The sequence below is a fragment of the Bradyrhizobium sp. 23AC genome (genome assembly GCF_054863025.1).
In genome coordinates this window covers 1-21836 of record NZ_JAVAYN010000030.1, presented here as the reverse complement: position 1 = coordinate 21836, position 21836 = coordinate 1, and the positions used below count along the sequence as shown (strand labels likewise).

Below are 21836 nucleotides of genomic sequence, written 5' to 3'. Positions count from 1 at the left end.
TCCTGCGGCAGCGTTGCTTGTCGCTCCAGATCCCGGGTTCGCTGCTCAAGCGCGCCCCGGGATGACGTGCGCTTAGCGCACGTCAATCCGCTACGATCTTCACGCGATCGCGCACCTTCACCTGCGCGGTGCGATCGAGCCCGTTCAGCACCCGGAAACGCTCGGCGGGATGATCGACGCCGGCCATGCGGTGGGAGAGCGATTCCACGGTGTCGCCGGGCTGCACGGTGATGACCTTGATGCGCAGCGGTCGCGCGGCCTGGATCTCGTCCAGCGTCAGGCGGCGGAACGAATTGACGGTCTCCCGCGCGTTGCGCTCGCTCTCGGTCGACTTCTGCCGGGTCGCGAAGATGAAGCGATAGACGTCGCTGCCGAAGCGCAGCGCATAGACCTTGAACTGCCACTGGTCGCCCTTGGCGGCGGCGGACGCGGCCGGGAAGCCGTTGATGGTGATGTCTTCGGTGGACGCCTTCTCGACGCCCTCCATCCAGCCGGAATTGAGGTAGTCGCCGAGCGACTGCTCGGCCGGCACCCGCACCACGTCGAAACGCATCGCCTGTGCGCCGCCCTCGCGCACGCCGATCACGGCCTGGGCGGTGTTGTCGAGCGTGAAATTGTCCGGCGCCTGGAAGGTGAAGCCAAGCTTGGGATGCAGGAAGCGGCGGCCGCGGACGAAACCTTCGCTGGGGTCTTCGCCGTAGACGAGATTGTCGATTGCCGCGAGATAGGTCTCGCGGTCGCGCTCGGCGCCTTCAGGCGCAGTATATTGCCGCGCAATGGTCTGCGCGTTCTGCACGCGCTCCGGGGTCGCCGGATGCGAGGAGGTGAAATCCTGCGCGCGCGGATCGAGCGAAGACTTGCCGGCCTTCAGCTCGGCATTGCGCTCCATCGCCGAGAGGAAGCGCGCCGCGCCGTAGGGATCGAAATGCGCCTTGGCGGAAATGCCGACGCCGATGCCGTCGGCCTCGAACTCCTGCTTGCGCGAAAAGCTCGCCATGGTGAGCTTGGTCTTGGCCAGCGCGAGCGCGGTGAGATCGGGGTCGTTGCTCATGTCGGTGACGACGCGGGTGACGATCGCGGCCTGGCGCGCCTGGTCCTCGCGCATCGCGGCGTGCTTGGACAACACATGCGCCATCTCGTGGCTGAGCACGGAGGACAATTCCGAGGTGTCGCTGGCGAGCGCGAGAAGTCCGCGGGTGACATAGAGCTGGCCGTTCGGCAGCGCGAAGGCGTTCACCGCGCCGGAATTGAGGATGGTGACCTTGTAGCCCTGGTCGGGGCGGTCGGACGCCGCGACCAGCCGGTCGACGGTCTTGGTGACGAGCGATTCGAGCCTGGGATCGTCATAGGTGCCGCCATAGCTCGCCAGGATGCGCTCGTGCTCCTTTTCGGTGGCGGGGGTCTGCGCGACGGCCGGCTTCGGCTTCGGCATAGCAACGGTCGGCGGGGTCGCGGCAGCCTGGAACCGGCCCATGTCGCCACAGCCGGCGAGAAGCCCGCCCAGCGCAAGGCAAAGCACAGCCGGCGCAGCCCGCAGGCGGCGGCAATCGCCCAGTCCGTGCCGTTCTAGCACCCCATTCACGTCGTCTAACCCGTGCCCGGCCGTTATGGCCTTACCCCAGTAGGCTCGTTTGCGCTCAGCAATTCAACCTGTCCCAAGAGACGCACATCGATACGCGGCCCCGTACTTCCCTCGACCCAGCCCCGGACTCGAATACGTTTACTTTCCAAGGACTTAAGGGTAATTCCGGCACCTTCGAACGCCGGCAGCGTGCGCTTTGAAATAGTCACGGCAAAGCCACGTGTCCAGTTCCGTCCGAAGTTGAGGTAGGTCATTGCCCCAGCTTGCCGGACCGACAGGACTTTACCCTCGACCACCACAAAGCGCCCGATCCCCGCCAAAATATCGTCCGGACTTTCCGCGTTTTTTATGGCCGACGGGTCAGCCCAGCTGCCCTTTTTTTGGCGCCGCGCCTCGGCCTCCGACGTCATCAGGGCCGCCGCGCAGTCCTTGTCCGTGATTTCGGCGGAGACCATGGCGTCGCCCTGGGCGAGCAGCATGGCCTGCACCGAAATGTCGCTCTCGCCGACGAAGACCAGCGCACCCTGGCGGCCGTAGCGGTCGGGCGTGTCGTCGCTACCGCGGAGTGTGACGTCGCGGCCGGCGAGCAGTGATGTCAGTGCCTGCTTCGTCGTCGCCGTCGTCTCAATGCCTGCGAGGCGGATCTCGCGGCCATCGTCGAGACGAACGCTGCGCGCATCGACGACCGCAGCGACACGGCCTTCGCCCTGTGCTTCGAATTGGCACGGCGTCGCGAGGGCGGTGTGACTCGCGAGGAGAAGGAATGCGACGATGAGGTGAAGCCGTTGCGCCACGTGACCCGGAGAGGTTGCGTTGTGTTCGAGTTGTAACGCAAACGTGGCGAACCGCGAAGGCTCTCGTAGGGTGGGCAAAGCGAAGCGTGCCCACGTCTTTGGCTCATCGCGCCGACTCGTGGGCACGGCGCGAAGAGCGCGCCTTTGCCCACCCTACGGCAGTTCGCTTGATGCGTCGCTATTGCCTCACGTCGCCATTGTTATGTTTCCGCCGTCGCGTGGGAACATCTTGCGCCTTCTAACCATTCCGCTTTGCGGAAATCGCGCGCCGCGACATGCGGCCTCTTCGCACCTGCGCTTGCTGCGCTCTTGCGCATGCGGCATGATTGCGGCAACAGCTTTGGCCAAGAGCAATAACCAAGCCGCCATCAGAGTACGGCGCGATAAGGGAGATCGTTTTCCATGAAGACAATTTTGTCGGGCATTTTTGCCGCCGCGTTTGCCCTCAGTGCGAGCGCCGCCGCGCAGGCCCAGGACAAGCCACCTCTCAAGATCGGCGGCATCCTCGACATGTCGAGCCTCTATGCCGACATCACCGGACCCGGCAGCGAGACCGCGGCCAAGATGGCCGTTGAGGATTTCGGCGGCGAGGTGCTGGGACGCAAGATCCAGGTGCTGGCGGCCGACCATCAGAACAAGGCGGATCTCTCCGCCAACATCGCGCGCGACATGCTCGACAATCAGGGCGTCGAGATGATCTACGACGTCGCGGCGTCCGCCACCGCGCTTGCGGCCGGCGAGATCGCGAAAGCGCGCAACAAGATCATCATCTTCAACGGTCCGGGCTCGATCCGTCTCACCAACGAGGCCTGCGGTCCCTATACCATCCACTACGTGTTCGACACCTACGGCCAGGCCAATGTGACCGGCCTTGCGGCCGTGAAGTCTGGCCTCGACAGCTGGTACTTCCTCACCGCCGATTACGCCTTCGGCCAGGACCTGGAGAAGGACACCAGCGCCGTCGTCACCAAGACCGGCGGCAAGGTGCTCGGCAGCGTGCGCCATCCGCTCAACACGTCGGATTTCTCGTCGTTCCTGCTCCAGGCCCAGGCCTCCAAGGCCAAGGTGATCGGGCTCGCGAATGCTGGCGGCGACACCGTCAACGCGATCAAGCAGGCGGCCGAGTTCGGCATCACCAAGGGCGGCCAGAAGGTCTCGCCGCTGCTCGCCTTCGTCACCGACATCGACTCGATCGGTCTGGAGACCGCGCAGGGCCTGCTGCTGGCGGAAGCCTTCTACTGGGACCTCAACGACGACACGCGCGCATTCTCGAAGCGCTTTCAGGAGCGCGTGAAGCGGCCGCCGACCTCGGCACAGGCCGGCGTCTACTCCTCCGTCACGCATTATCTGAAGGCGGTGAAGGCGGCCGGCACGACCGATGCAGCGACTGTCATGAAGGTGATGAAGGAGACGCCGATCAACGACTTCTTCGCCAAGGGTGGCAAGATCCGCGAGGACGGCCGCATGATCCACGACATGTACCTGTTCGAGGTGAAGAAGCCGTCAGAATCGAAGGTCCGCTGGGACGACTACAAGCTGCTCGCCACCGTACCCGGCAGCGAGGCGTTCCAGTCGCTGGAGCAGTCGCGCTGCCCGCTGGTGAAGAAGTGATGGCGTGACGTAAGTCACGACGTCATCCCGGGGCGCGAAGCGACCTACGGTGCGCAATCGCGCACCAGAATTCTCGCTTCGCGAGACCCGGAACGACGGAGCAAAACAACAAGGGAGACGTCCCATGAACGACATGGTCCTGCAAAAGCTCGAAGGCGGGCTGCTCACCATCACCATGAACCGGCCCGAGCGGAAGAACGCGCTCAACCCCGAGATGGTGGCCGGGCTGGTCGAAGCGGCACGCCGTGCGGCTGATGATCCCGAGGTGCGCGCGGTGCTGTTCAAGGGGGCCGGCGGCTCGTTCTGCGTCGGCGGCGACGTCAAGTCGATGGCCGCGGGCCGCGCGCCGCTGCCGTTCGAGCAGAAGCTTGCGAATCTGCGCCGCGGCATGGAGGTCTCGCGCATCCTGCACCAGATGCCGAAACCCGTGGTGGCCCAGCTCGACGGCGCCGCGGCCGGCGCGGGCCTGTCGATGGCGCTGTCCTGCGATCTCCGCGTCGCCTCGGAATCCTGCAAGATCACCACGGCCTTTGCCAAGGTCGGCTTCTCCGGCGATTACGGCGGCACCTATTTTCTCACCCAGCTGCTCGGCAGCGCGCGGGCGCGCGAGCTCTATCTGATGTCGCCGGTGCTCACGGCGAGGGAAGCGCATGCGATCGGCATGGTGACCAAGGTCGTGCCCGATGCCGAGATCGACGCCGCGGCCCATGAGCTGGCACTGTCGCTGGCGCAAGGGCCGTCGATCGCGCTCGGCTTCATCAAGCGCAACATCAACAATGCCGAGCATCTGGCGCTGGAGGATTGCTTCGATGGCGAGGCGATCCACCACACCCGCTGCGGCGACACCGAGGATCACAAGGAGGCCGCAAAGGCCTTCGTCGAGAAGCGCAAGCCGACCTTCAGGGGCGCATGACCATGGCGCCCTATATGCGGTTGCGGCAGATCTGCCTGGTCGCGCCGCAGCTCGCGCCCGTCATCTCCGACATCGCGGAGATCATGGGCCTCGCCGTGTGCTACCGCGACGGCAATGTCGCGAAATATGGCCTGGAGAATGCGCTGCTCCCGGTCGACACGATCATGCTGGAGGTGGTGGCACCCTTCAAGGGCGGTACCACGGCCGGCCGCTTCATCGAGAAGACCGGCGGCCGCGGCGGCTACATGGCGATCTTCTGCTGCAATGATCCCGACGAGCGTGGCCGCAACGCCAACGCGCTTGGTGTGCGCACCGCCAACGTGATCGACCACGCGCCCTATCACGGCGTCCAGCTCCACCCCCGCGATTGCCGCGCCGCCTTCATCGAGTTCAACCACACCGAAGGCAGTGACGATATTTTGGGGCCATATCCGCCGGCGGGGCCGGACTGGCAGAAATTCATCCGCAAGGATGTGACGCTGGCGCTGACCGGCGTGGAGATGCAGAGCCCTGATCCGCAAGGTCTCGCGGGGCACTGGGGCAAGATCATCGGCATTGCGCCTGAAGGTGCCGAGCTGAAACTGCCCAATGCGGCCTTCCGTTTCGCAAAAGGCGCCAGCGAGATCATGAGCGCGCTCGAGTTTCGGGTCGCGGATCGGGCGAGCGTGCTGCATGCCGCGAAGGCGCGGGGGGTTGCAGTGGCGGACAATGAGTTCCTGCTGGGCGGGGTGACGTTCCGCGTCAGTTGATCCCTCGACCGTTATCCGTCACCCTGAGGTGCTCGCCTCTTCGGCGAGCCGCGAAAGGCGACGGCCGCAGGCGGGGCCGTTCATCCTTCGAGGCTCTCCGCACGGTGCTGCGCACCGCGCGGCTCGCACCTCAGGATGACGGGGCGAGAGCTTGCGGCGGGTTCATGAAGCGCAATATGGAAACCCACCCATGCCGCATCCGCTCGACAGCTTCTTCGCGCCCGCCAGCATCGCGCTGATCGGCGCCTCGCGCGATCACGAGAAGATCCCGGGGCGGCTCTTGTCCATGCTGCGCAAGAACGAATATCCCGGGACGATCTATCCGGTGAACCCGAACTACGCGGATATCGACGGGCTGGCCTGCTACAAATCGATCGGCGACATCGGCGCGCCCATCGACCTCGCCGTCATCATCATCCCGGCCCGTGCCGTCCTGTCCGCGCTCGAGCAATGCGCCGCCGCCGGCGTCAAGAATGCCGTGATCATCTCCTCCGGCTTTGCCGAGGAGGGCGGCGACAGCGCGGCGATGCAGGACGCGATCGCGGCGCTGGCGAAGCGCACCGGCATGCGGATATCCGGGCCGAACGCCGAGGGCTTCTTCAGCCAGGTGCAGCGCGTGGCGGCGACGTTCAGTCCCGCCGTCGACGTCAAGCCAGGTGTGGTGCCGCTCGTCGCGACGACCAAACGGATCGGCATCGTCGCGCAAAGCGGCGGCATCGGCTTTGCCTATTATCATCGCGCCCGAGCCCTCGGAATCGCCGTCAGTTACGTCGTCAGCACCGGCAATGAATCCGATCTCGGCGCCGGCGAGTTCCTGGATTACATGGTGCAGGATTCCTCGACCGAGGTGATCCTGCTGTTCATCGAAGGCATCCGCGACGTCGACAAATTCCTGGTCGGCGCCCTTCGCGCTGCGGAGATGAAGAAGCCGGTGATCGTGACAAAGGTCGGACGTTCCGGCGCAGGCCAGCGCGCGGCGGCCTCGCATACTGCGAGCATGGCCGGCTGGTCGGCGGCCTATGACGCGGTGTTCGCGAAATACGGCTTCATCGTCTCCAACGATCTGGACGAAGCGCTGACGATCGCGGCGGTTTTTGCGAGCAATCCGCTGCCGAAGGACGATCGCGTTGCCGTCGTCACCGTTTCGGGCGGTGCCGGCATCTGGGGCGCCGATGCGGTGGCGCTGCAAGGCTTGCAGGTGCCGGAGCTGTCCGAAGAGGTCCAGGTTGGGATCAAGCAGTTGATGCCGTCCTATGGCACCGCGCGCAACCCGATCGACGTCACGGCGCAAGGCGTCACCTCTGGCGGCTTGCAGAAGAGCGTGGACGTCCTCACCGCCTCGGACGAGGTCGATGCGATCCTGGTCGTGCTGTCGCTGTCGAGCGAGGTGCGCAAGCCCTTCAAGGAAGAGGAACTGACCCCGGTGCTATCGGCACAGCACAAGCCGGTGGTGTTCTATTCCTATACGGTGCCGTCCGACTTCGCCCGCCGTGAGCTCGCCAAATCCGGCGTCGTGGTGCTCTCGGGCCTCACCCATGTCGGCGTCGCGATGCGTCGGCTCGTCGACTACGCCAGTTTCAAGCTGCCGCCACCTGCGGACGCGACGCGGCTGCCGGCACGCGACCTTTCTGCGCATCTGAAATCGGCGGTCCTGTCCGAGGCCGACAGCAAGTCGTTGCTCCGCGCCGCCGGCATTGCACTGCCGGATGAGGTGCTGGTGAGAGACAAGAGCGAGCTCGACGAGGCGGTCGCCCGCGTCGGCTTTCCCCTGGTGATGAAGATCCAGTCGCCTGATATCGCCCATAAGAGCGAAGTTGGCGGCGTGCGCGTCAACATCACCACCAAGGGCGAGGTGTTTCTGGCATTCGAGGCGCTGCTGGACAATGCGTGCAAGCACCGGCCTGGGGCGACCATTCAAGGCGTGCTGGTCGGCCCGATGGCGAAGCGCGGTGTCGAGATCATCGTCGGCACGATGACCGACGAGACGTTCGGTCCCATGGTGATGGTGGGTCTCGGCGGCATCACCACGGAGCTGTTCCGCGACGTCGTCTACCGCCCCGCGCCGGTGAGCGCGGAGGAGGCGGGCGCGGTGCTGGCTAGCTTGAAGGCTGCACCCTTGCTGAACGGATTTCGTGGAGCGGCGAAGGCGGACGTTGCGGCTTTGTCGCAGTTGATCGCCGATATCTCCGCGCTTGCTGCGCGGCATGCAAAGGAGATCGCGGAGATCGAGCTCAACCCGGTGCTGGTGCACACCGAGGGGCAGGGCGTGACGATTGTGGATGCGCTGGTGGTGGGGCGAAGGGATTAGCCACACCCCCACTGTCGTCCCGGGGCGCGAAGCGAACCCGGGACCCATAACCACAGGAAGTGGTTTGGCGAAGACTCGGAGTTTTCAGCTCGCGCGACAACTTCTCCCTGTGGTTATGGGTCCCCGCCTTCGCGGGGGCGACAGGAGAAATTGTCGCAACTGCCCGGCCTACGACGCAGAAGCTACCTCCCCTTAAAATTCGCCGCGCGCCGCTCTTCCGTGGCCTTCACGCCTTCCTTGAAGTCTTCCGTCGCGCGCAGCCGGGTCTGCTCGGCGAGCTCGTGATTGGTCGCGGCCATGACGCGATCGGCCAATCCTGCGCGCATCGTCGCGCGGGTGGAGAGCAAGCCGAGCGGGGAGCACTCGGCAATCTCGCCGGCGAGCTTCATCGCGGCCGCCTTAACCTGGTCCTGCGGCACCAGTTCGTTGGCGAGGCCCCACTTCACGGCTTCCTCGCCGGTGACGCGGCGGCTGGTGTAGAACATCAGCTCGGCGTTGTTCTTGCCGATCAGCTCAGGCAGCGTCGTCGTCAGGCCGAAGCCGGGATGGAAGCCGAGTTTCGTAAAATTCGCGGAGAAACGCGCTTCCGGGCAGGTGATGCGGAAATCGGCGGAGACGGCGAGGCCCAATCCACCGCCGATGGCCGCGCCCTGCACGGCCGCGACGATCGGCTTCTTGGCGCGAAAGATGCGCACGGCCTGGATGTAGAGATGGTTGATCGGCCCGAGGTTGTCGGCGGGGTCCCCCTTCTTCTCGGCCTCGCGCGCCTCCTGCGCCTGCCGCGCCGGATCACCAAAGTTCGCGCCGGCGCAGAACGCCTTGCCCTGGGCTGAGAGAACCGAGGCGCGGATCTCGATGTCGCGGTCGAACTCGTCGAGTGCATCCGCGATCTGGTTGATCAGAGAGATGTCGAAGAAGTTCAGCGGCGGGCGGCGGATCTCGATGGTGCCGACGTGCCCGACCTTCTCGACGCCGATGTCTTTGTATGTGGTCATGATGATCCTCGATTGAACTAGCGCAAACCCAGTCCGCGGGCGATGATGCCGCGCAGCACCTCGGTGGTGCCGCCCTGGATGGTGAGCTTCGGTGCGGTCTTGATGGCGAAGTCGAGCTGCCGCTCCAGCGTCTCGCGGTTGGTCGCAGTCTCCTCGACGAAAGCGGCAAGGTCGCGCACCCGATGCGGAAGCTGCTGCTCCCAGACCGTGCCGATGTCCTTGACGATGGAGGCCTCGACCACCGGCTCCTTGCCCGCCTCGAGCATGCCGGCCACCGAGACCGACATGCGCCGCATGGTGTGGAGCTGCGCGACCAGACGCCCGATGCCTTCGGCGCTGCGCGTATCCGGGTTCGGGCCGACCGCGCGAACGAGCTCGGTCAGCACGTAATAGGTCTCGAGGAAACGCTCGGGGCCCGAGCGCTCATAGGCGAGCTCGCTCGTCGCCTGCTTCCAGGCGCCGTCGACTTCGCCGAGCACGTGGTCATCGGGCACGAAGAAATCGGTGAAGACGACCTCGTTGAACTCGTACTGGCCGGTGATCTGGCCGATCGGGTTCACCTTGATGCCCGGCTGCTTCATCTTCACCAGGAATTGCGTCAGGCCGTGACGGCGGTTTTCCTTGGTCGGCTGCGACGTCCGGAAGATCGCGATCATGTAGTCGGCGATGTGCGCCGACGAGGTCCAGATCTTGGTGCCGTTGATGAGGTAGCCGCCTTCAGTCTTGGTCGCGCGCGTCTTTGCCGCGAACAGGTCGGAGCCGGAATTCGGCTCGCTCATGCCGATCGCAAAGCAGATCTCGCCGCGGCAGATCCGCGGCAGGATGTCCATCTTGATGTGCTCGGGCGCGTATTTCAGTAGCACCGGCCCGCTCTGGCGGTCGGCTACGAAGAAGCGCCGCGTCGGCGCGTTGGCGACGCGCATCTCCTCGGTCACAACGTAGCGTTCGAGGAAGGAGCGCTCCTGGCCGCCATATTTCTTCGGCCAGGTCATCCCGAGCCAGCCCTTGGCGCCGACCCGGCGGGAAAATTCCGGCGCGTCGGTGTCCTCGCGATTGGGCTGGTGCGGATCGAAGGTGCCGGCGGCGATTTCCTCGGCGAGGAAGGCGCGCACTTCCTTGCGCAGCTGCTCGCACTTCTCGGGCAGGCGGATCGGATCGAAACGGAGGGCAGCGGTCATGTGTTTCTCTCCCTGATCAGCGCGACGCCACGAGCGGCCACAATTCGTCGGCGCCTCTGGCCGCGACCAGCTTGCCGAGCTCGACGGCCCAGTGGCTCTCCGAACCGAAATCGTCGCGCCAGGCCAGCGCCCGCAGCGAATAGCGGTGCAGGATGTGCTCGAGGGTGAAGCCGATCGCGCCGTGCACCTGATGTGCGATGGCGCCGCCCTTTTCCGCGGCTTCGGCGCAGCGGATCTTTGCCGCGGCGGCTTCGAGATAGACCTCGTCGTTGAACGATTTCGCATTCGCGATGGCGTCGGCGGCCGAGGTCGCAGCCGCGAGGGCGGCGGCGGATTCGCCTGCGAGGCGCGCCAGATTGTGCTGCACGGCCTGGAATTTCGAGATCTTCTTCTCGAAGGCCACGCGCTCGTTGGAATAGCGCACGGAGATGTCGAGCATCGATTCCAGCGCGCCGGCGATCTGCAGGCTGCGCGCGACGCCGCCCATCAGCATCATCGTGGTCCGGTCAAGGCCCTTCGGTGCGGCCTTGAGCGTGACGGGCTGGACCTTGTCGAGCGTCACGGTGTCGCTGTGGTCGTAGCCGACATTGAGGCCGGACTCGATCCGGACCTTGCCGGCATCGACCAGCGCGATCGAGACGCCATCCTTGCCGTGCGCCAGCACCGCAAACTGCTTTGCCGCTTTCGCAAAGGGCACGCCGCGGGCGCGGCCGGAAAGCGAGCCATCGGCATCGAGGGTGATGCGATCCTTCGGCGAGGCCGGAAGCACCGTCATCTCGCCCTCGGGCGATGCGATCTTCGCCTGCGCCAGCAGCCAGCCGGCCAGCATGGTCTCGGCCAGCGGAACCGCGACGGCGAAACGGCCGGCGGCGTTCAGCAGCGCAAAGCCGTCGGCAAGGCTTGCGCCGGAGCCGCCGAGATCATCGGGCACCCAGGACAATGGCAGGCCGGCTTCGCTCAGCGCCCGCCAAAGCGGCGCCTGCCAGGAATCCTTCTTGTCGTTGTTGATGGTTTGCGGATCGGCGAGATCGGCGAAGATCTTCTCCGCGGTCTCGACGACGATGTTGTCACTCTCCGCCACAGCGTTCCCCGTGTTTTGCCGTTGGCGCGTCCCGCCTGGTGGAGCGAACCGCGCAGGTCTTCTTGCGCCCGATGATCCGAAAAAGCCATGGCCCTGACAAGCGTTGATCGCAGGTCAACCTGCGGCGCGGGCATGGGGGCAAGGATCAATAGGAGGCTAATTCCGCTTAGCGGAGTTTGCTCGATTTGCAGGGCGCGGCAAACTCGCTAAACAAGGCCAGCGACTTAAGGCTCGCATCAGATACAGGGGAAGGAAATCCGGATGGCCAAAGACAGTCTGTGCGCAATCGTGACGGGGTCCGCATCCGGACTTGGCGCAGCAACCGCGGAAATCCTGGCGCGCAGCGGGGCGCGGCTCGTTATCAACTATTCCTCTAGCCAGAAAGAAGCCGAGGCCACCGCGGACGTCTGCCGCAAGGCGGGCTCTCCTGAAGTCCTGATCGCGCAGGGCGACGTTTCAAAGGACGACGATTGCCGCAAGATCGTCGCGGCAGCCAGCGGATGGGGCCGGCTCGATATCCTCGTCAACAATGCCGGCACCACCAAGCATGTCGCCCATGCCGATCTCGACGGATTGTCGGCTGAAGATTTCCAGCGCGTGTATGGTGTCAACACCATCGGCCCGTTCCAGATGGTGCGTGCCGCGCGCAGCCTGCTCGAGGCCGGCGCCAAGGCCTCGGAGCGGCCCTCCGCCGTGGTCAACGTATCCTCGGTCGCCGGCATCAGCGGCGTCGGCTCGTCGATCGCCTACGCCGCGAGCAAGGGCGCGCTCAACACCATGACGTTGTCGCTGTCGCGTGCGCTGGCGCCGCTGATCCGCGTCAACACGGTCTGCCCCGGCTATATCGACACGCCCTGGTTCACCAAGGGCCGCGGCGAAGCCGGCGCCAAGCAGGTGCGCGACAGCGTGGTGGCGAAGGTGCCGCTCAGGGTCGCGTCGACCGCCGAGGACATCGCGCAGCTCGTCTGCTTCCTGGCGATGCCGGCCTCCAGCAACATGACCGGCGAGGTCGTGCGCATGGATGCGGGGATGCATTTGATTACGTGAGATCGCGTTCCAATCTCCGCTGTCATCCCCGCGAACGCGTGGATCCATAGCCACAGGGAGAAGTTTGGCGGGACTCCGGTCACTCCGAGTCTTCGCCAAACCACTCCCTGTGGTTATGGGTCCCGGATCGGCGCGCGCTGAGGGCGCGCTTGTCCGGGACGACACCGAGTTGGGTGATAGGTCGCGCCACAACGCGACAGGGGTCTACCCCTTGATCACGCCGCTCGCGACCAGCCGGTGCCAGATGAACAGCACCACCACCGCGCCGAGCGTGGCCATGATGAAGCCGGCGCCCTGGTCGGGGCTGTAATGGCCTATCGCCTGGCCGATGAAGGTCGCGAGAAACGCGCCGGCGATGCCGAGGATGGTGGTGAGGATGAAGCCACTCGGGTTGTTCGGTCCCGGCGCCAGCCAGCGCGCGATAAGGCCGGCGACGAAGCCGACGACGATGATCCACAACAGGCCGCCCATGCTCATGAGTCTGCTCCCCTTCCCGAAAGCGCGTCGATCAACGTCCGATTAAAGTTTGCCGGAGAGCTCATTCTCGGTCGGCAGCCGTCCGTCCGGCGTCAAATGGTCGATCACCTGCGGCAGATACTGGCTGAGGCCGTTGAGCAACTCGTCGCGCGACAGGCCGCTCTGGGCGGACAGGCTTTCGATCTGGTCGGCGCCGAGTGCGTTCGCGAGATCGCCCGGCGCGATCGGCTTGTTCTGACCCTTGCCGACCCAGGAATTCGCGGTGTCGCCGTGGCCGCCCTGCTGGAGCTGGTTGAGGAGATCGCCGAGGCCGCCGCTGAGCACGGTGCCGGCCGCGCCGCCCGCAAGCAGGCCGCCGAGGCCGCCTTTGAGCAGGCCTCCGAGACCGCCAAGACCGCCGCTGTCCGCGTTCACCGGCGGAGGGGCCGGCGTCGGCGACGGCTGCGGCGCCGTACCGGACTGGTTTGCGGTCATGTGCTTGAACGCCTTCCAGGCGAGCAGGCCGAGCAGCGCCATGGTCATCGGCGACATGCCGCCGGAGGATTTCTCGGAGCTGGGTGTAGAGGGGCCGCGGGGGCCGTTCTGCATGCCGTTGAGGACGTCGAGTAGACCCATGGTGCTCTCCTTTGGCGTCTCGTTCGGCGAGCGCTCGCCGCTGGCTGCCCCCGGGCCGAAAACATATGGGGCTCTCATGACGGTTACAAGGCGGATGCGCCGCGATGGGCAGCCGGCCTCGCCTCTGCTATCGAGGGCGGGTCGTTCAGGGAGCAAGGCGAGGTGATGACGGATCGACCGATCGTGGTGGCCGGCGCGGGCGCCATCGGCTGTTTCGTCGGCGGCATGCTGGCGGCCTCGGGCCGCCGTGTTGCGCTGCTGGTGCGGCCGCGGGTGAAGACCGAGATCGAGCGGTTCGGCCTGCGATTGACGGATTTCGACGGCTCCGAGACGAAGCTCGGCGCAGGGCAGCTGGCGCTGTCGGAGGACCCCGCGATCTTCCACAGCGCCGGCATCGTGCTGGTCACGGTGAAGAGCGCCGACACCGCCGATGTCGCGGATCAGATCGCGCAGCATGCGCCTGGGGATGCCGTCATCGTTTCGCTGCAGAACGGCATCGGCAATATCGCGGTGCTGCGCGACCGCCTCGGTGTCCGCCGCGTGCTCGCGGGCATGGTGCCGTTCAATGTGATCGCGATGGGCGAGGGCCGTTTCCACCGCTCGACCTCCGGCGACATCCATATCGGAGAGGACGCCGAAAACACGGCCGCGTCGCTCTCGGTGCCCGGCCTCACCATGCGCGCGAGCGGTGACATCACCGGCGTGCAATGGGGCAAGCTGATCATCAATCTGAACAATGCGCTCAGCGCATTGTCCGATTTGCCGCTCGCCGCGCAACTGGCAAACCGCGACTGGCGCAGGCTGTTCGCCGACCAGATGGCCGAGGGGCTCGCCGCGCTGAAGGCCGCCGGCATCGCGCCGGTCTCGGCAACGCCGATCCCGATGAACTGGACGCCGGCCTTGCTGCGGCTGCCCGACACGATCTTCAACGCGATCCTGGGACGGACCATGAAGATCGATCCCGAGGCGCGCTCCTCGATGTGGCAGGATTTGAAGCAGGGCCGCAAGACCGAGATCGACTATCTCCAGGGCGCCGTCATCGCGCTTGCCGAGCAAAACCATGTTGAGGTGCCGCTGATGCGCCGCATTGTTGCGCTGATCAAGGAGACCGAGGCAGCCGGCAACGGTCCGCCGCGGCTGACGCCGCAGCAGATCCGCGCGGTGGTTTGAATGCAAGGAGGGACCGATGAAACGTAGCTTGATGATCGGGCTCGCGCTTGCCGCGCTTTGCGGCGCATCGACGCTCGCTCTTGCGAGGCCGCCGACGGTCGTGAACTCGCCCGGCTATGATAGGCGGTTGCAGGAGAGCAGGTCGCAGTTGGGCAGTTCGCCGACGACTGCGCCGGTGGATGTACCAACGGTCAAATCGAAGCGCGGCAAGAAGAAGCAACCGAACTGACGTTCCACACCCCGCTGTCGTAGGGTGGGCAAAGCGGAGCGTGCCCACCAACTTCTTTGTCTTGCCAGGGTGGTGGGCACGGCGCTTGCGCGCCTTTGCCCACCCTACAAGTCAGTGCGAGGAGCTTACCCCTTCTTCGCCGGCTTGCTCGGGGTCGGATTGAACAGCCTCTTCAGATCGTTCAAGCTTTCCGACAGCCGCGGCCATTCGCAGGAGAATGCCCCTTTGGTGCACGCGCCCTTCGAGCGCTGACCGACGCTCTGCTGCACCTTTGGCCGCTCGACCGGGACGGGCACGCGCGCGACGTCGGTTCGCAGCGCGACCTGCTGGAGTTGCCGCGCCTGCAATTCCTGCTGCTCGCGCTGTTGACGGGCGGCGGCCTCGGCCGCTTCGTTGCTGCGGCGCTCTTTGGCGAGATAGGCCGTATAGGCTGCGTCGATCTTCTTTTGCTCCTCCGGCGTCGGATTGGGTCCGGCGATGTCGAAGGTGCGATCCTGCAGGAAGTCGTAATAGGAGTAGCCGCCGCCTGCCTTGCGGCGGCCGGCGAACTTGGCGTTGCAATCGGCCAGTGCGGATGTCTTCTCGGACTTGGTCGCGGCCTTCTCGGCGGCGTCGGCGCATTCCTCGAAATCGACCGGCGCGCGTTTCCACCATTGCGCGTGGGCATGCGCGTGCGTCAGCAGGAAAAATCCTGCCGCGGCAACAAGAACCAGCGCCGCACGACGCAATGCTATCACGGACGACATTCTACGAGAGCATTCCTTGCAAAACTCAACCCGAACTGAGTCGAGCCAGATTTTTGCCTCTTTATCGCCGGCTTGTCACCCATGGAACCCGGGAATTTCATGGCTGGGATGCTGACATTTTGTGCTTGACGTGGCGCGTGAGTCACAGCGTCGCCCGGGCGGGCTGCTACACTTCGCCTTGCGAGCGCCTCACCTGAGGCGACGCCAAGAAACACGCGAAGCAAGACGCCAAGAAAACGAAATGGAAACGCCCGATGCTGCTGCCCCTGTCTGACGTGCCGCGCTGGTACGCTGAACGCAAACCACATGGCACGATCGCCGTCCGTCACGGGCAGGACACGCTGACATGGGACGAGCTCGAGCGCGGCGCCAACCGGCGCGCGCGGGCATTTATGGCCAAAGGCGTCAAGCCTGGCGATTTCGTCGCAATCGGACTGCCCAACGGCAACGCGTTCTTCGAGACCTCCTTTGCGGTGTGGAAGTGTGGTGCGACGCCGACCTCGCTGTCATGGCGACTGCCGCGCGGCGAGGCCGCGGCCGTGCTCGACATTCTCAGGCCGGCGCTGGTGGTCGGCGGCGAGGCCGACTGGAACGCGCCGAACCGCCTCCCGGCGGATTTCGTACCGGAGGGATTTTCGGATGAGCCGCTCAATCCGCCGGTGGCGCGCTACTGGAAGGCCATGACCTCGGGCGGCTCGACCGGCCGGCCGAAGGTGATCCTCGATCATCAGCCGGCCGTGACCGACACGGTCGCCGCGCCGCCGCTCAATATCCCCTTCGGGGTCTCGCTGCTCAATCCGGGGCCGCTCTATCACAATGCGCCGTTCATCGTGTCGCACTACGCGCTGTTCACCGGCGGCCAGCTCACCGGTCTCGTCAAGTTCGACGCCGAGGAGACGCTGCGGCAGATCGAACGCGAGCGCGTGCAATGGGTCAATTTCGTGCCGACCATGATGCACCGGATCTGGGCGCTGCCGGAGCAGGTGCGCAATGCCTACGATCTGTCGAGCCTGCAGACCGTGTTCCACATGGCAGCTCCGATGCCGCCCTGGCTGAAGGAGAACTGGATCGCCTGGCTTGGGCCGGAGCGAGTCTGGGAGCTCTATGGCGGTACCGAGCGGCAAGGCTCATGCATCATCTCCGGCACGGAATGGCTGACGCACAAGGGCTCGGTCGGCAAGATCGGCGAGATGGCGAAGCTGCGCATCGTCGGCGAGGACGGCAAGGACGTTGCGCCCGGCGAGACCGGCGAGATTTATTTCCTCAACAATGACGGCAGGGACGCCACCTATCACTATCTCGGCGCCGAGCCGAAGCGCCGCAGCGATGGCTGGGAATCGCTCGGCGATATCGGCAGGCTGGATGCGGAAGGCTATCTCTATCTCGGCGACCGCCTCGCCGACATGGTGCTGCGCGGCGGCGCCAACATCTATCCGGCCGAGGTCGAGGCCGCCGTCTCCGAGTGTCCGGGCGTACGCTCCTGCGTTGTGGTGGGACTGCCCGATCCGGAATTGGGCCAGCGCGTGCACGCCATCATCGAGCCGGAGGGCGACGCCGACGGCCAGGCGATCGCAGACGGCATGGCGGAGTTCTTGAAGGACAGGCTCAGCCGCTACAAGCATCCGGAAAGCTTCGAGATCGTCGGCGCCCCGCCGCGCGATGATTCCGGAAAAGTCCGCCGCACGCTGTTGCGCGACGAGCGCGCAACGTGGATGAAGGAAGGGCGTGCCTTCCGGATTATGCCGGCGAAGGCGCGGGCGCTCGCCGAATGATTGACGGAAGGAATCCAGGACATGACCATTACCATCGCAGCCAACAGCGTGCCGAAACCGCCGGCCGAGATCATCGAGGGCTTTCGCGGTGCGCCGACGTCGGTCATCTCAGACAATCTCGCCCGGCTGCCCGGCGCGGTCGGGCTAAAACCCTATCATCGCGGGGCTAAGCTGGTGGGCACCGCCTTCACGGTGCGCACGCGCCCCGGCGACAATCTCGCCATCCACCGCGCGCTCGAGCTGGTCGGCCCCGGCGACGTCATCGTGGTCGATGGTGGTGGTGACGAGACCCGCGCGCTGGTCGGTGAGATCATGAAGAACATCGCGCAGTGGCGCAAAGCCGAGGGCTATGTGATCGACGGCGCGATCCGCGATGTCGCGGCCTTCGCGGCCGACGACTTTCCCTGCTACGCCCGCGCGGTGATCCATCGCGGCCCCTACAAGAACGGCCCTGGCGAGATCAACGTGCCTGTCACGATCGGTGGCAGCGTGATCTCGCCCGGCGACATCGTGGTCGGCGACGAGGATGGCGTGGTGTCGTTTCCCGCCGCGGGCGCTGCGGCGCTGCTCGAAGCCGTCCGCGCCCAGGTCGCGCGCGAGGAGGAGACCCTGAAGGCGATCCGCGAGGGCCGCTATCAGGGCTCGTATGGCAAGACTTGATCGAACGAGAATGAAGGAGAGGGCGGCATGAGCCAGAAGGACGAATTCCATCACATAGACGACACCAGCGACGGGCTGTTCCGCGAGCTCGCGGCAGGGGTGACTACGCGCATCTTCTCCGGCGAGCAGGCGATGCTGTCGGTGGTGACGCTGGCCCCGCATGCGCAGGGCACGCTGCACCATCATCCCGAGGAGCAATGGGGCGTGCTGCTCGACGGCTCCGCCATCCGCGTCCAGGGCGATGAGGAGATTGCCGTGACGAAGGGCGATTTCTGGCGCACCCCAGGCAATGTGCCGCACACCATGCGCGCCGGCCCCGACGGCGCCAGGGTGCTGGACATCTTCAGTCCGCCTCGGCCAGAATACAAGAAAGCGGGGTCGGGCTTCGGCACGACCTAAGCGCGTCGCGCTTAGGGTATTTTCTTGAGCATGATCTTATCGGAAAACCGCTGCACACTTTTCCGGATCATGCTCTAGCGCCAAAGAGCAAAAAGCCAGGCGCTGAAAACAAAAGGGAGGGGACCATGACGATCACACGACGCACGCTGCTGGCTGCACCGGCCATTCTCGCATTGACGCCGGCAGCGGCGCAGGCTGGCAAGATCACGCTGGTCGTGCCGTTTCCGCCGGGCGGCTCGACCGATGCGATGGCGCGGCTGTTGCAGGCCAGCCTGCAAACCAAGCTCGGTCGCATTGTCGTGGTCGAGAACAAGTCCGGCGCGGCCGGCGCGCTCGGCGCGGCGCAAGTCGCCAAGAGCCCGGCGGACGGCACCTCGTTCCTGGTGACGTTCGATTCACACGCGGTGATTCCGTCGATCCTCGACAAGCCGCCGGTGGATGTCGAGCGCGAGCTGACGCCGGTCCTGCTGATCGGCACCGCGCCCTACGTGATCGCCGCCGGCGCCGGCCGCCCCTACAAGAGTTTTGCCGACGTGGTGGCGGCCTGCAAGGCGACCCCGGGCGCGGTGAAATACGCCTCCGTCGGCATCGGCACGCTCGGCCATCTCGCCATGACCGTGCTCGGCAGCAAGGCCGGGGTCGAGATCATGCACGTGCCTTATCGCGGCGGCGGTCCGGCCATGAACGATGTGCTCGGCGGCCATGTCGATCTCATCGCGGGATCGGCCGCGCTGGTCGCCGCCCAGCTTGGCACCAACATGCTGCATCCGATCCTGCAGCTGGGCCGCGAGCGGCTGCCGGCCCTGCCGGATACGCTGACCGCGATCGAGGCGGGCTTTCCCGATTTCGAGACGCTGGCCTGGTGGGGCATCTTCGCGCCCGCAGGCACGCCGCCCGATATCGTCGCAGCCTTCGCGGCGGCGTCCAAGGAAATCCTCAGCGAGCCCGCGACCGCCGCCCAGCTCAAAGACACCCAGCACATGACGCTGCTGCTCCGGGACGGCGCGGCCTTCAAGTCCTTCTTCGACAAGCAGGTCGCCTATTGGGGCAAGGTGGTGAAGGACAACAATATCAAGGCGTGAGGCCGAGCGGCAGGCCTTTCGTATTGGGCGACGCGGAGGGCTTCCGATCCCGTCTCCGCTTTGATATGTACACCTCCAGGCAACCCGCCTGACTTGCGGGTTCCGCGGTCCCGTAGCTCAGCCGGATAGAGCGACGGTTTCCTAAACCGTAGGTCGGAAGTTCGAGTCTTCCCGGGATCGCCAGTCTTTCATAGTCTCTTGCCGGTCATCAGTGCCCTGTAGCCCTCCCCGCTAGCTGCAGGCGTGTGTCGCGGGTACACGCGAGGCTGCACGCAGGACGCCATGGCCGTGTGGCCGGACGCCCCTCGGCAGAGATCGGAAATCCGCGGAAGTCATTCTCGTTTCGAGAGACGAGGTTCGGACAAGCGTCCGCGACGTCGTTGGAGGCGCCGACTGCTGCGTCGGGCCCGCCGTTGGATTTGGCGAAGCGAAGGCCCGCGAGGTGAGGGCGCAATACTTATTGGTATTGATGAAGACCGCACAGGCTCGTCGCCAAATTAAATAGCACGTTCGATCGAGATTTAATCCTCATCATTAATTCTCACTCCGGCGATAATATTAATTTGGGCGGCGGCAGGAACTGCGGCCGCGCGATTTAAAAACTCCATCCTCGGGTCAATGAATCGTCTCAAAAAAGGCGCGTGCGAATTCGAACACGCTCCTGATGGGGCGGCAAAGAACCAGTCGAGTTGGACTGAGCCGCGAACATATCGAACCGTATGCGCTGAGACTCAGTCTGCGCGTGCATTGCTCAGGGGAAGAACAAACATGGCAATTGCTGGATTTCCAGACGCGAATAGCACCGGCCTTCCTGATGGCGTTATCCTGACTCCATCGGGCGACGTGACTGTCACCAAGGCTGGTACCGTCATCGACGCTCTCGATGTCAAAGGCACGATCTCGGTCCTGGCCGATAACGTCACGATTCAGAATACCCGCATCACGTCCAGCGATTGGACAGGCATCTGGATCAAGGATGGCATTACAGGAACTGTCGTCAAGGATAGCGAGATTCTAAACGTTGGAAGCAGCCCGGATGGTGCGAACGGCATCGTCGGTTCAGGCACATTCCTGCGTAACGATATCCATGACGTGGAGAACGGTATTGTTGTCACCGGATCGAGCCTGGTCCAGGACAATTATATCCACGATATGAATGCGCCGGATGTGCGTCTCGGCACGTCCTTGGGCGGTCCGCACTACGATGGCATCGAGATCGACGGCGGCGTTTCAGACGTCGTCATTCGGCACAACACCGTCATCAACGAGAACAGCTACGTCTCGGCCGTGATGATCAATAATGACTTCGGTCCGGTTTCCAACATTCAGGTGGACGGCAACTATCTTGCAGGGGGCGGCTATACCCTTTACTCCGATGGCAGCTTCAGCAGCACCGACAAGATTTCCGGCGTCTCGTTCACCAACAACGAACTTGGTGAGGGCAAGTGGGGTTACTATTACTTCAGGAACAACACGCCCGTCCTGACGAGCAACGACGAACTCGGCACGGGATGGCAGACGTCGTCTCCGACGACGCCCCCCTCAACGCCCGCTGTCCCGGCAGCGCCGACCATCGCATCCTGGTCACCCGATACGGGCAAGACCGGCGACGGCATCACTGACGCCAGCCAGATCACCCTGCACGGTACCGCTGCGGCTGGCAGCACCGTGAAAGTCTATGACGGTTCGACGCAGATCGGCACGGCGACCGCGACTTCGACCGGCAGTTGGGACTACATCACCAAGGTCTTGACCGATGCGAAGCATACGCTGACGGCGACCGCGACCAACGCGTCGGGGCAAACCAGCGTGGCATCGGCTGCGGTGGCGGTCACCGTCGACACCAAGGCGCCAACTGCACCGACGATCGCGAGCGACACCGTCAACACTGCCAATCAGGTCGTGATGTCGGGGACTGCCGAAGCGAACAGCGCGATCAAGGTGTTCGACGGAACGACCCAGGTCGGCACCGCGACGACCAACGCGAGCGGCGCGTGGAGCGTCACGACGTCGGCATTGTCGACCGGTTCGCACGCCCTGACGGCGAAGGCGACCGACGTTGCCGGCAACGTCAGCGCTGCGTCGACGGCCGTGGATGCGGTCATTGGTTCTGGGACGACGGGCTCCACCGGCTCGGGCACGTCGGGCACCGGCACCACTGCGCCGGCGGCGCCGAAGATCGCCTCGTTCTCAAACGATACCGGCACTGCCGGTGATCACATCACGAGCGACAAGACGGTGACCCTGGCGGGGACTGCGGTTGCCAACAGCACGGTCAAGGTGCTCGACGGCACGACCCAGCTTGGCACCGTCACGGCGGATGCGAACGGAGCGTGGCACTACACCACCGCCGCACTGCCTGACGGCAAGCACAGCTTCACCGCGACCGACACGGTCTCCGGCGTCACCAGCAAGGCATCGGCTGCGC

Annotated in this window: 20 protein-coding genes and 1 tRNA gene; 13 read left to right on the top strand and 8 right to left on the bottom strand. The window is 65.0% G+C overall.

The genetic code is table 11. The features are described 5' to 3' along the window. Positions 1-82: 82 nt before the first annotated feature. Both RAD10_RS38390 and RAD10_RS38385 read right to left on the bottom strand, forming a co-directional pair. The gene (locus tag RAD10_RS38390; protein ID WP_461621560.1) at positions 83-1573 is read right to left on the bottom strand and encodes a M48 family metalloprotease; all 1491 of its coding nucleotides are present in this window, start codon (positions 1571-1573) and stop codon (positions 83-85) included. Positions 1574-1605: 32 nt separating this feature from the next. Beyond that, positions 1606-2454: a thermonuclease family protein gene (locus tag RAD10_RS38385; RefSeq protein ID WP_461621530.1), complete on the bottom strand. Its 849-nt coding sequence runs from the start codon at positions 2452-2454 to the stop codon at positions 1606-1608. Between the two features lie 324 nt (positions 2455-2778). Here RAD10_RS38385 and RAD10_RS38380 point away from each other — a divergent pair, with 324 nt between their 5' ends. The 4 genes from RAD10_RS38380 to RAD10_RS38365 all read left to right on the top strand — a co-directional run bounded on the left by RAD10_RS38380 (position 2779) and on the right by RAD10_RS38365 (position 7957). Then, positions 2779-3987, top strand: coding sequence for an ABC transporter substrate-binding protein (locus tag RAD10_RS38380; protein WP_461621529.1), 1209 nt, complete (start codon positions 2779-2781; stop codon positions 3985-3987). A 124-nt stretch (positions 3988-4111) separates the two neighbouring features. Beyond that, complete coding sequence (locus RAD10_RS38375) at positions 4112-4900, top strand: enoyl-CoA hydratase (RefSeq protein ID WP_461621528.1); 789 nt, start codon at positions 4112-4114, stop codon at positions 4898-4900. Between the two features lie 2 nt (positions 4901-4902). Further along, on the top strand, positions 4903-5649 hold the full coding sequence (locus RAD10_RS38370; protein ID WP_461621527.1) for a VOC family protein: 747 nt from the start codon (positions 4903-4905) through the stop codon (positions 5647-5649). Positions 5650-5839: 190 nt separating this feature from the next. Beyond that, positions 5840-7957 carry an acetate--CoA ligase family protein gene (locus RAD10_RS38365; RefSeq protein ID WP_461621526.1) on the top strand — a complete coding sequence of 706 codons (2118 nt, stop codon included), beginning with the start codon at positions 5840-5842 and terminating at the stop codon, positions 7955-7957. 182 nt (positions 7958-8139) lie between these two features. On the opposite strand, the gene RAD10_RS38360 is transcribed toward RAD10_RS38365, so the two are convergent. The 3 genes from RAD10_RS38360 to RAD10_RS38350 are packed head-to-tail and all read right to left on the bottom strand — an operon-like array spanning position 8140 to position 11211. Beyond that, positions 8140-8952 (bottom strand): enoyl-CoA hydratase/isomerase family protein, encoded by an 813-nt coding sequence (locus tag RAD10_RS38360; RefSeq protein WP_461621525.1) that lies wholly within the window; start codon positions 8950-8952, stop codon positions 8140-8142. 17 nt (positions 8953-8969) lie between these two features. Then, entirely contained in the window at positions 8970-10130 is a 1161-nt protein-coding gene (locus RAD10_RS38355; RefSeq protein WP_461621524.1) for an acyl-CoA dehydrogenase family protein, read from the bottom strand. A 16-nt stretch (positions 10131-10146) separates the two neighbouring features. Then, a complete protein-coding gene (locus RAD10_RS38350) occupies positions 10147-11211 on the bottom strand; it encodes an acyl-CoA dehydrogenase family protein (protein WP_461621523.1) in 1065 nt (354 codons plus the stop codon). Positions 11212-11472: 261 nt separating this feature from the next. Between RAD10_RS38350 and RAD10_RS38345 the strand changes: the two genes are divergently transcribed. Further along, a complete protein-coding gene (locus tag RAD10_RS38345) occupies positions 11473-12258 on the top strand; it encodes an SDR family NAD(P)-dependent oxidoreductase (RefSeq protein ID WP_461621522.1) in 786 nt (261 codons plus the stop codon). Positions 12259-12462: 204 nt separating this feature from the next. On the opposite strand, the gene RAD10_RS38340 is transcribed toward RAD10_RS38345, so the two are convergent. Together RAD10_RS38340 and RAD10_RS38335 are read right to left on the bottom strand one after the other, a co-directional pair. Beyond that, positions 12463-12735: a GlsB/YeaQ/YmgE family stress response membrane protein gene (locus RAD10_RS38340; RefSeq protein WP_018316463.1), complete on the bottom strand. Its 273-nt coding sequence runs from the start codon at positions 12733-12735 to the stop codon at positions 12463-12465. Between the two features lie 42 nt (positions 12736-12777). Further along, positions 12778-13350, bottom strand: coding sequence for a YidB family protein (locus RAD10_RS38335; RefSeq protein WP_461621521.1), 573 nt, complete (start codon positions 13348-13350; stop codon positions 12778-12780). A 162-nt stretch (positions 13351-13512) separates the two neighbouring features. On the opposite strand from RAD10_RS38335, the gene RAD10_RS38330 reads away from it, so the two are divergent. Both RAD10_RS38330 and RAD10_RS38325 read left to right on the top strand, forming a co-directional pair. After that, positions 13513-14520, top strand: coding sequence for a 2-dehydropantoate 2-reductase (locus RAD10_RS38330; protein ID WP_461621520.1), 1008 nt, complete (start codon positions 13513-13515; stop codon positions 14518-14520). 16 nt (positions 14521-14536) lie between these two features. Further along, positions 14537-14749, top strand: coding sequence for a hypothetical protein (locus RAD10_RS38325; protein WP_038947385.1), 213 nt, complete (start codon positions 14537-14539; stop codon positions 14747-14749). Between the two features lie 125 nt (positions 14750-14874). Here the strand turns inward: RAD10_RS38325 and RAD10_RS38320 are convergent, their stop codons facing one another. Next, on the bottom strand, positions 14875-15495 hold the full coding sequence (locus tag RAD10_RS38320; protein WP_461621519.1) for a hypothetical protein: 621 nt from the start codon (positions 15493-15495) through the stop codon (positions 14875-14877). Between the two features lie 254 nt (positions 15496-15749). Between RAD10_RS38320 and RAD10_RS38315 the strand changes: the two genes are divergently transcribed. The 6 genes from RAD10_RS38315 to RAD10_RS38290 form a co-directional block, all read left to right on the top strand. Further along, the gene (locus RAD10_RS38315) at positions 15750-17267 is read left to right on the top strand and encodes an AMP-binding protein (RefSeq protein WP_461621518.1); all 1518 of its coding nucleotides are present in this window, start codon (positions 15750-15752) and stop codon (positions 17265-17267) included. A 21-nt stretch (positions 17268-17288) separates the two neighbouring features. Beyond that, on the top strand, positions 17289-17927 hold the full coding sequence (locus tag RAD10_RS38310; protein ID WP_461621517.1) for an RraA family protein: 639 nt from the start codon (positions 17289-17291) through the stop codon (positions 17925-17927). 27 nt (positions 17928-17954) lie between these two features. Continuing rightward, on the top strand, positions 17955-18326 hold the full coding sequence (locus tag RAD10_RS38305; RefSeq protein WP_461621516.1) for a dimethylsulfonioproprionate lyase family protein: 372 nt from the start codon (positions 17955-17957) through the stop codon (positions 18324-18326). A gap of 125 nt (positions 18327-18451) precedes the next feature. Next, positions 18452-19408, top strand: coding sequence for a tripartite tricarboxylate transporter substrate-binding protein (locus tag RAD10_RS38300; protein ID WP_461621515.1), 957 nt, complete (start codon positions 18452-18454; stop codon positions 19406-19408). A gap of 106 nt (positions 19409-19514) precedes the next feature. Continuing rightward, a tRNA-Arg gene (locus tag RAD10_RS38295) sits at positions 19515-19591 on the top strand. 564 nt (positions 19592-20155) lie between these two features. Then, positions 20156-21836: Ig-like domain-containing protein (locus tag RAD10_RS38290; protein ID WP_461621514.1), on the top strand; the 1681-nt coding region annotated here is incomplete at its 3' end.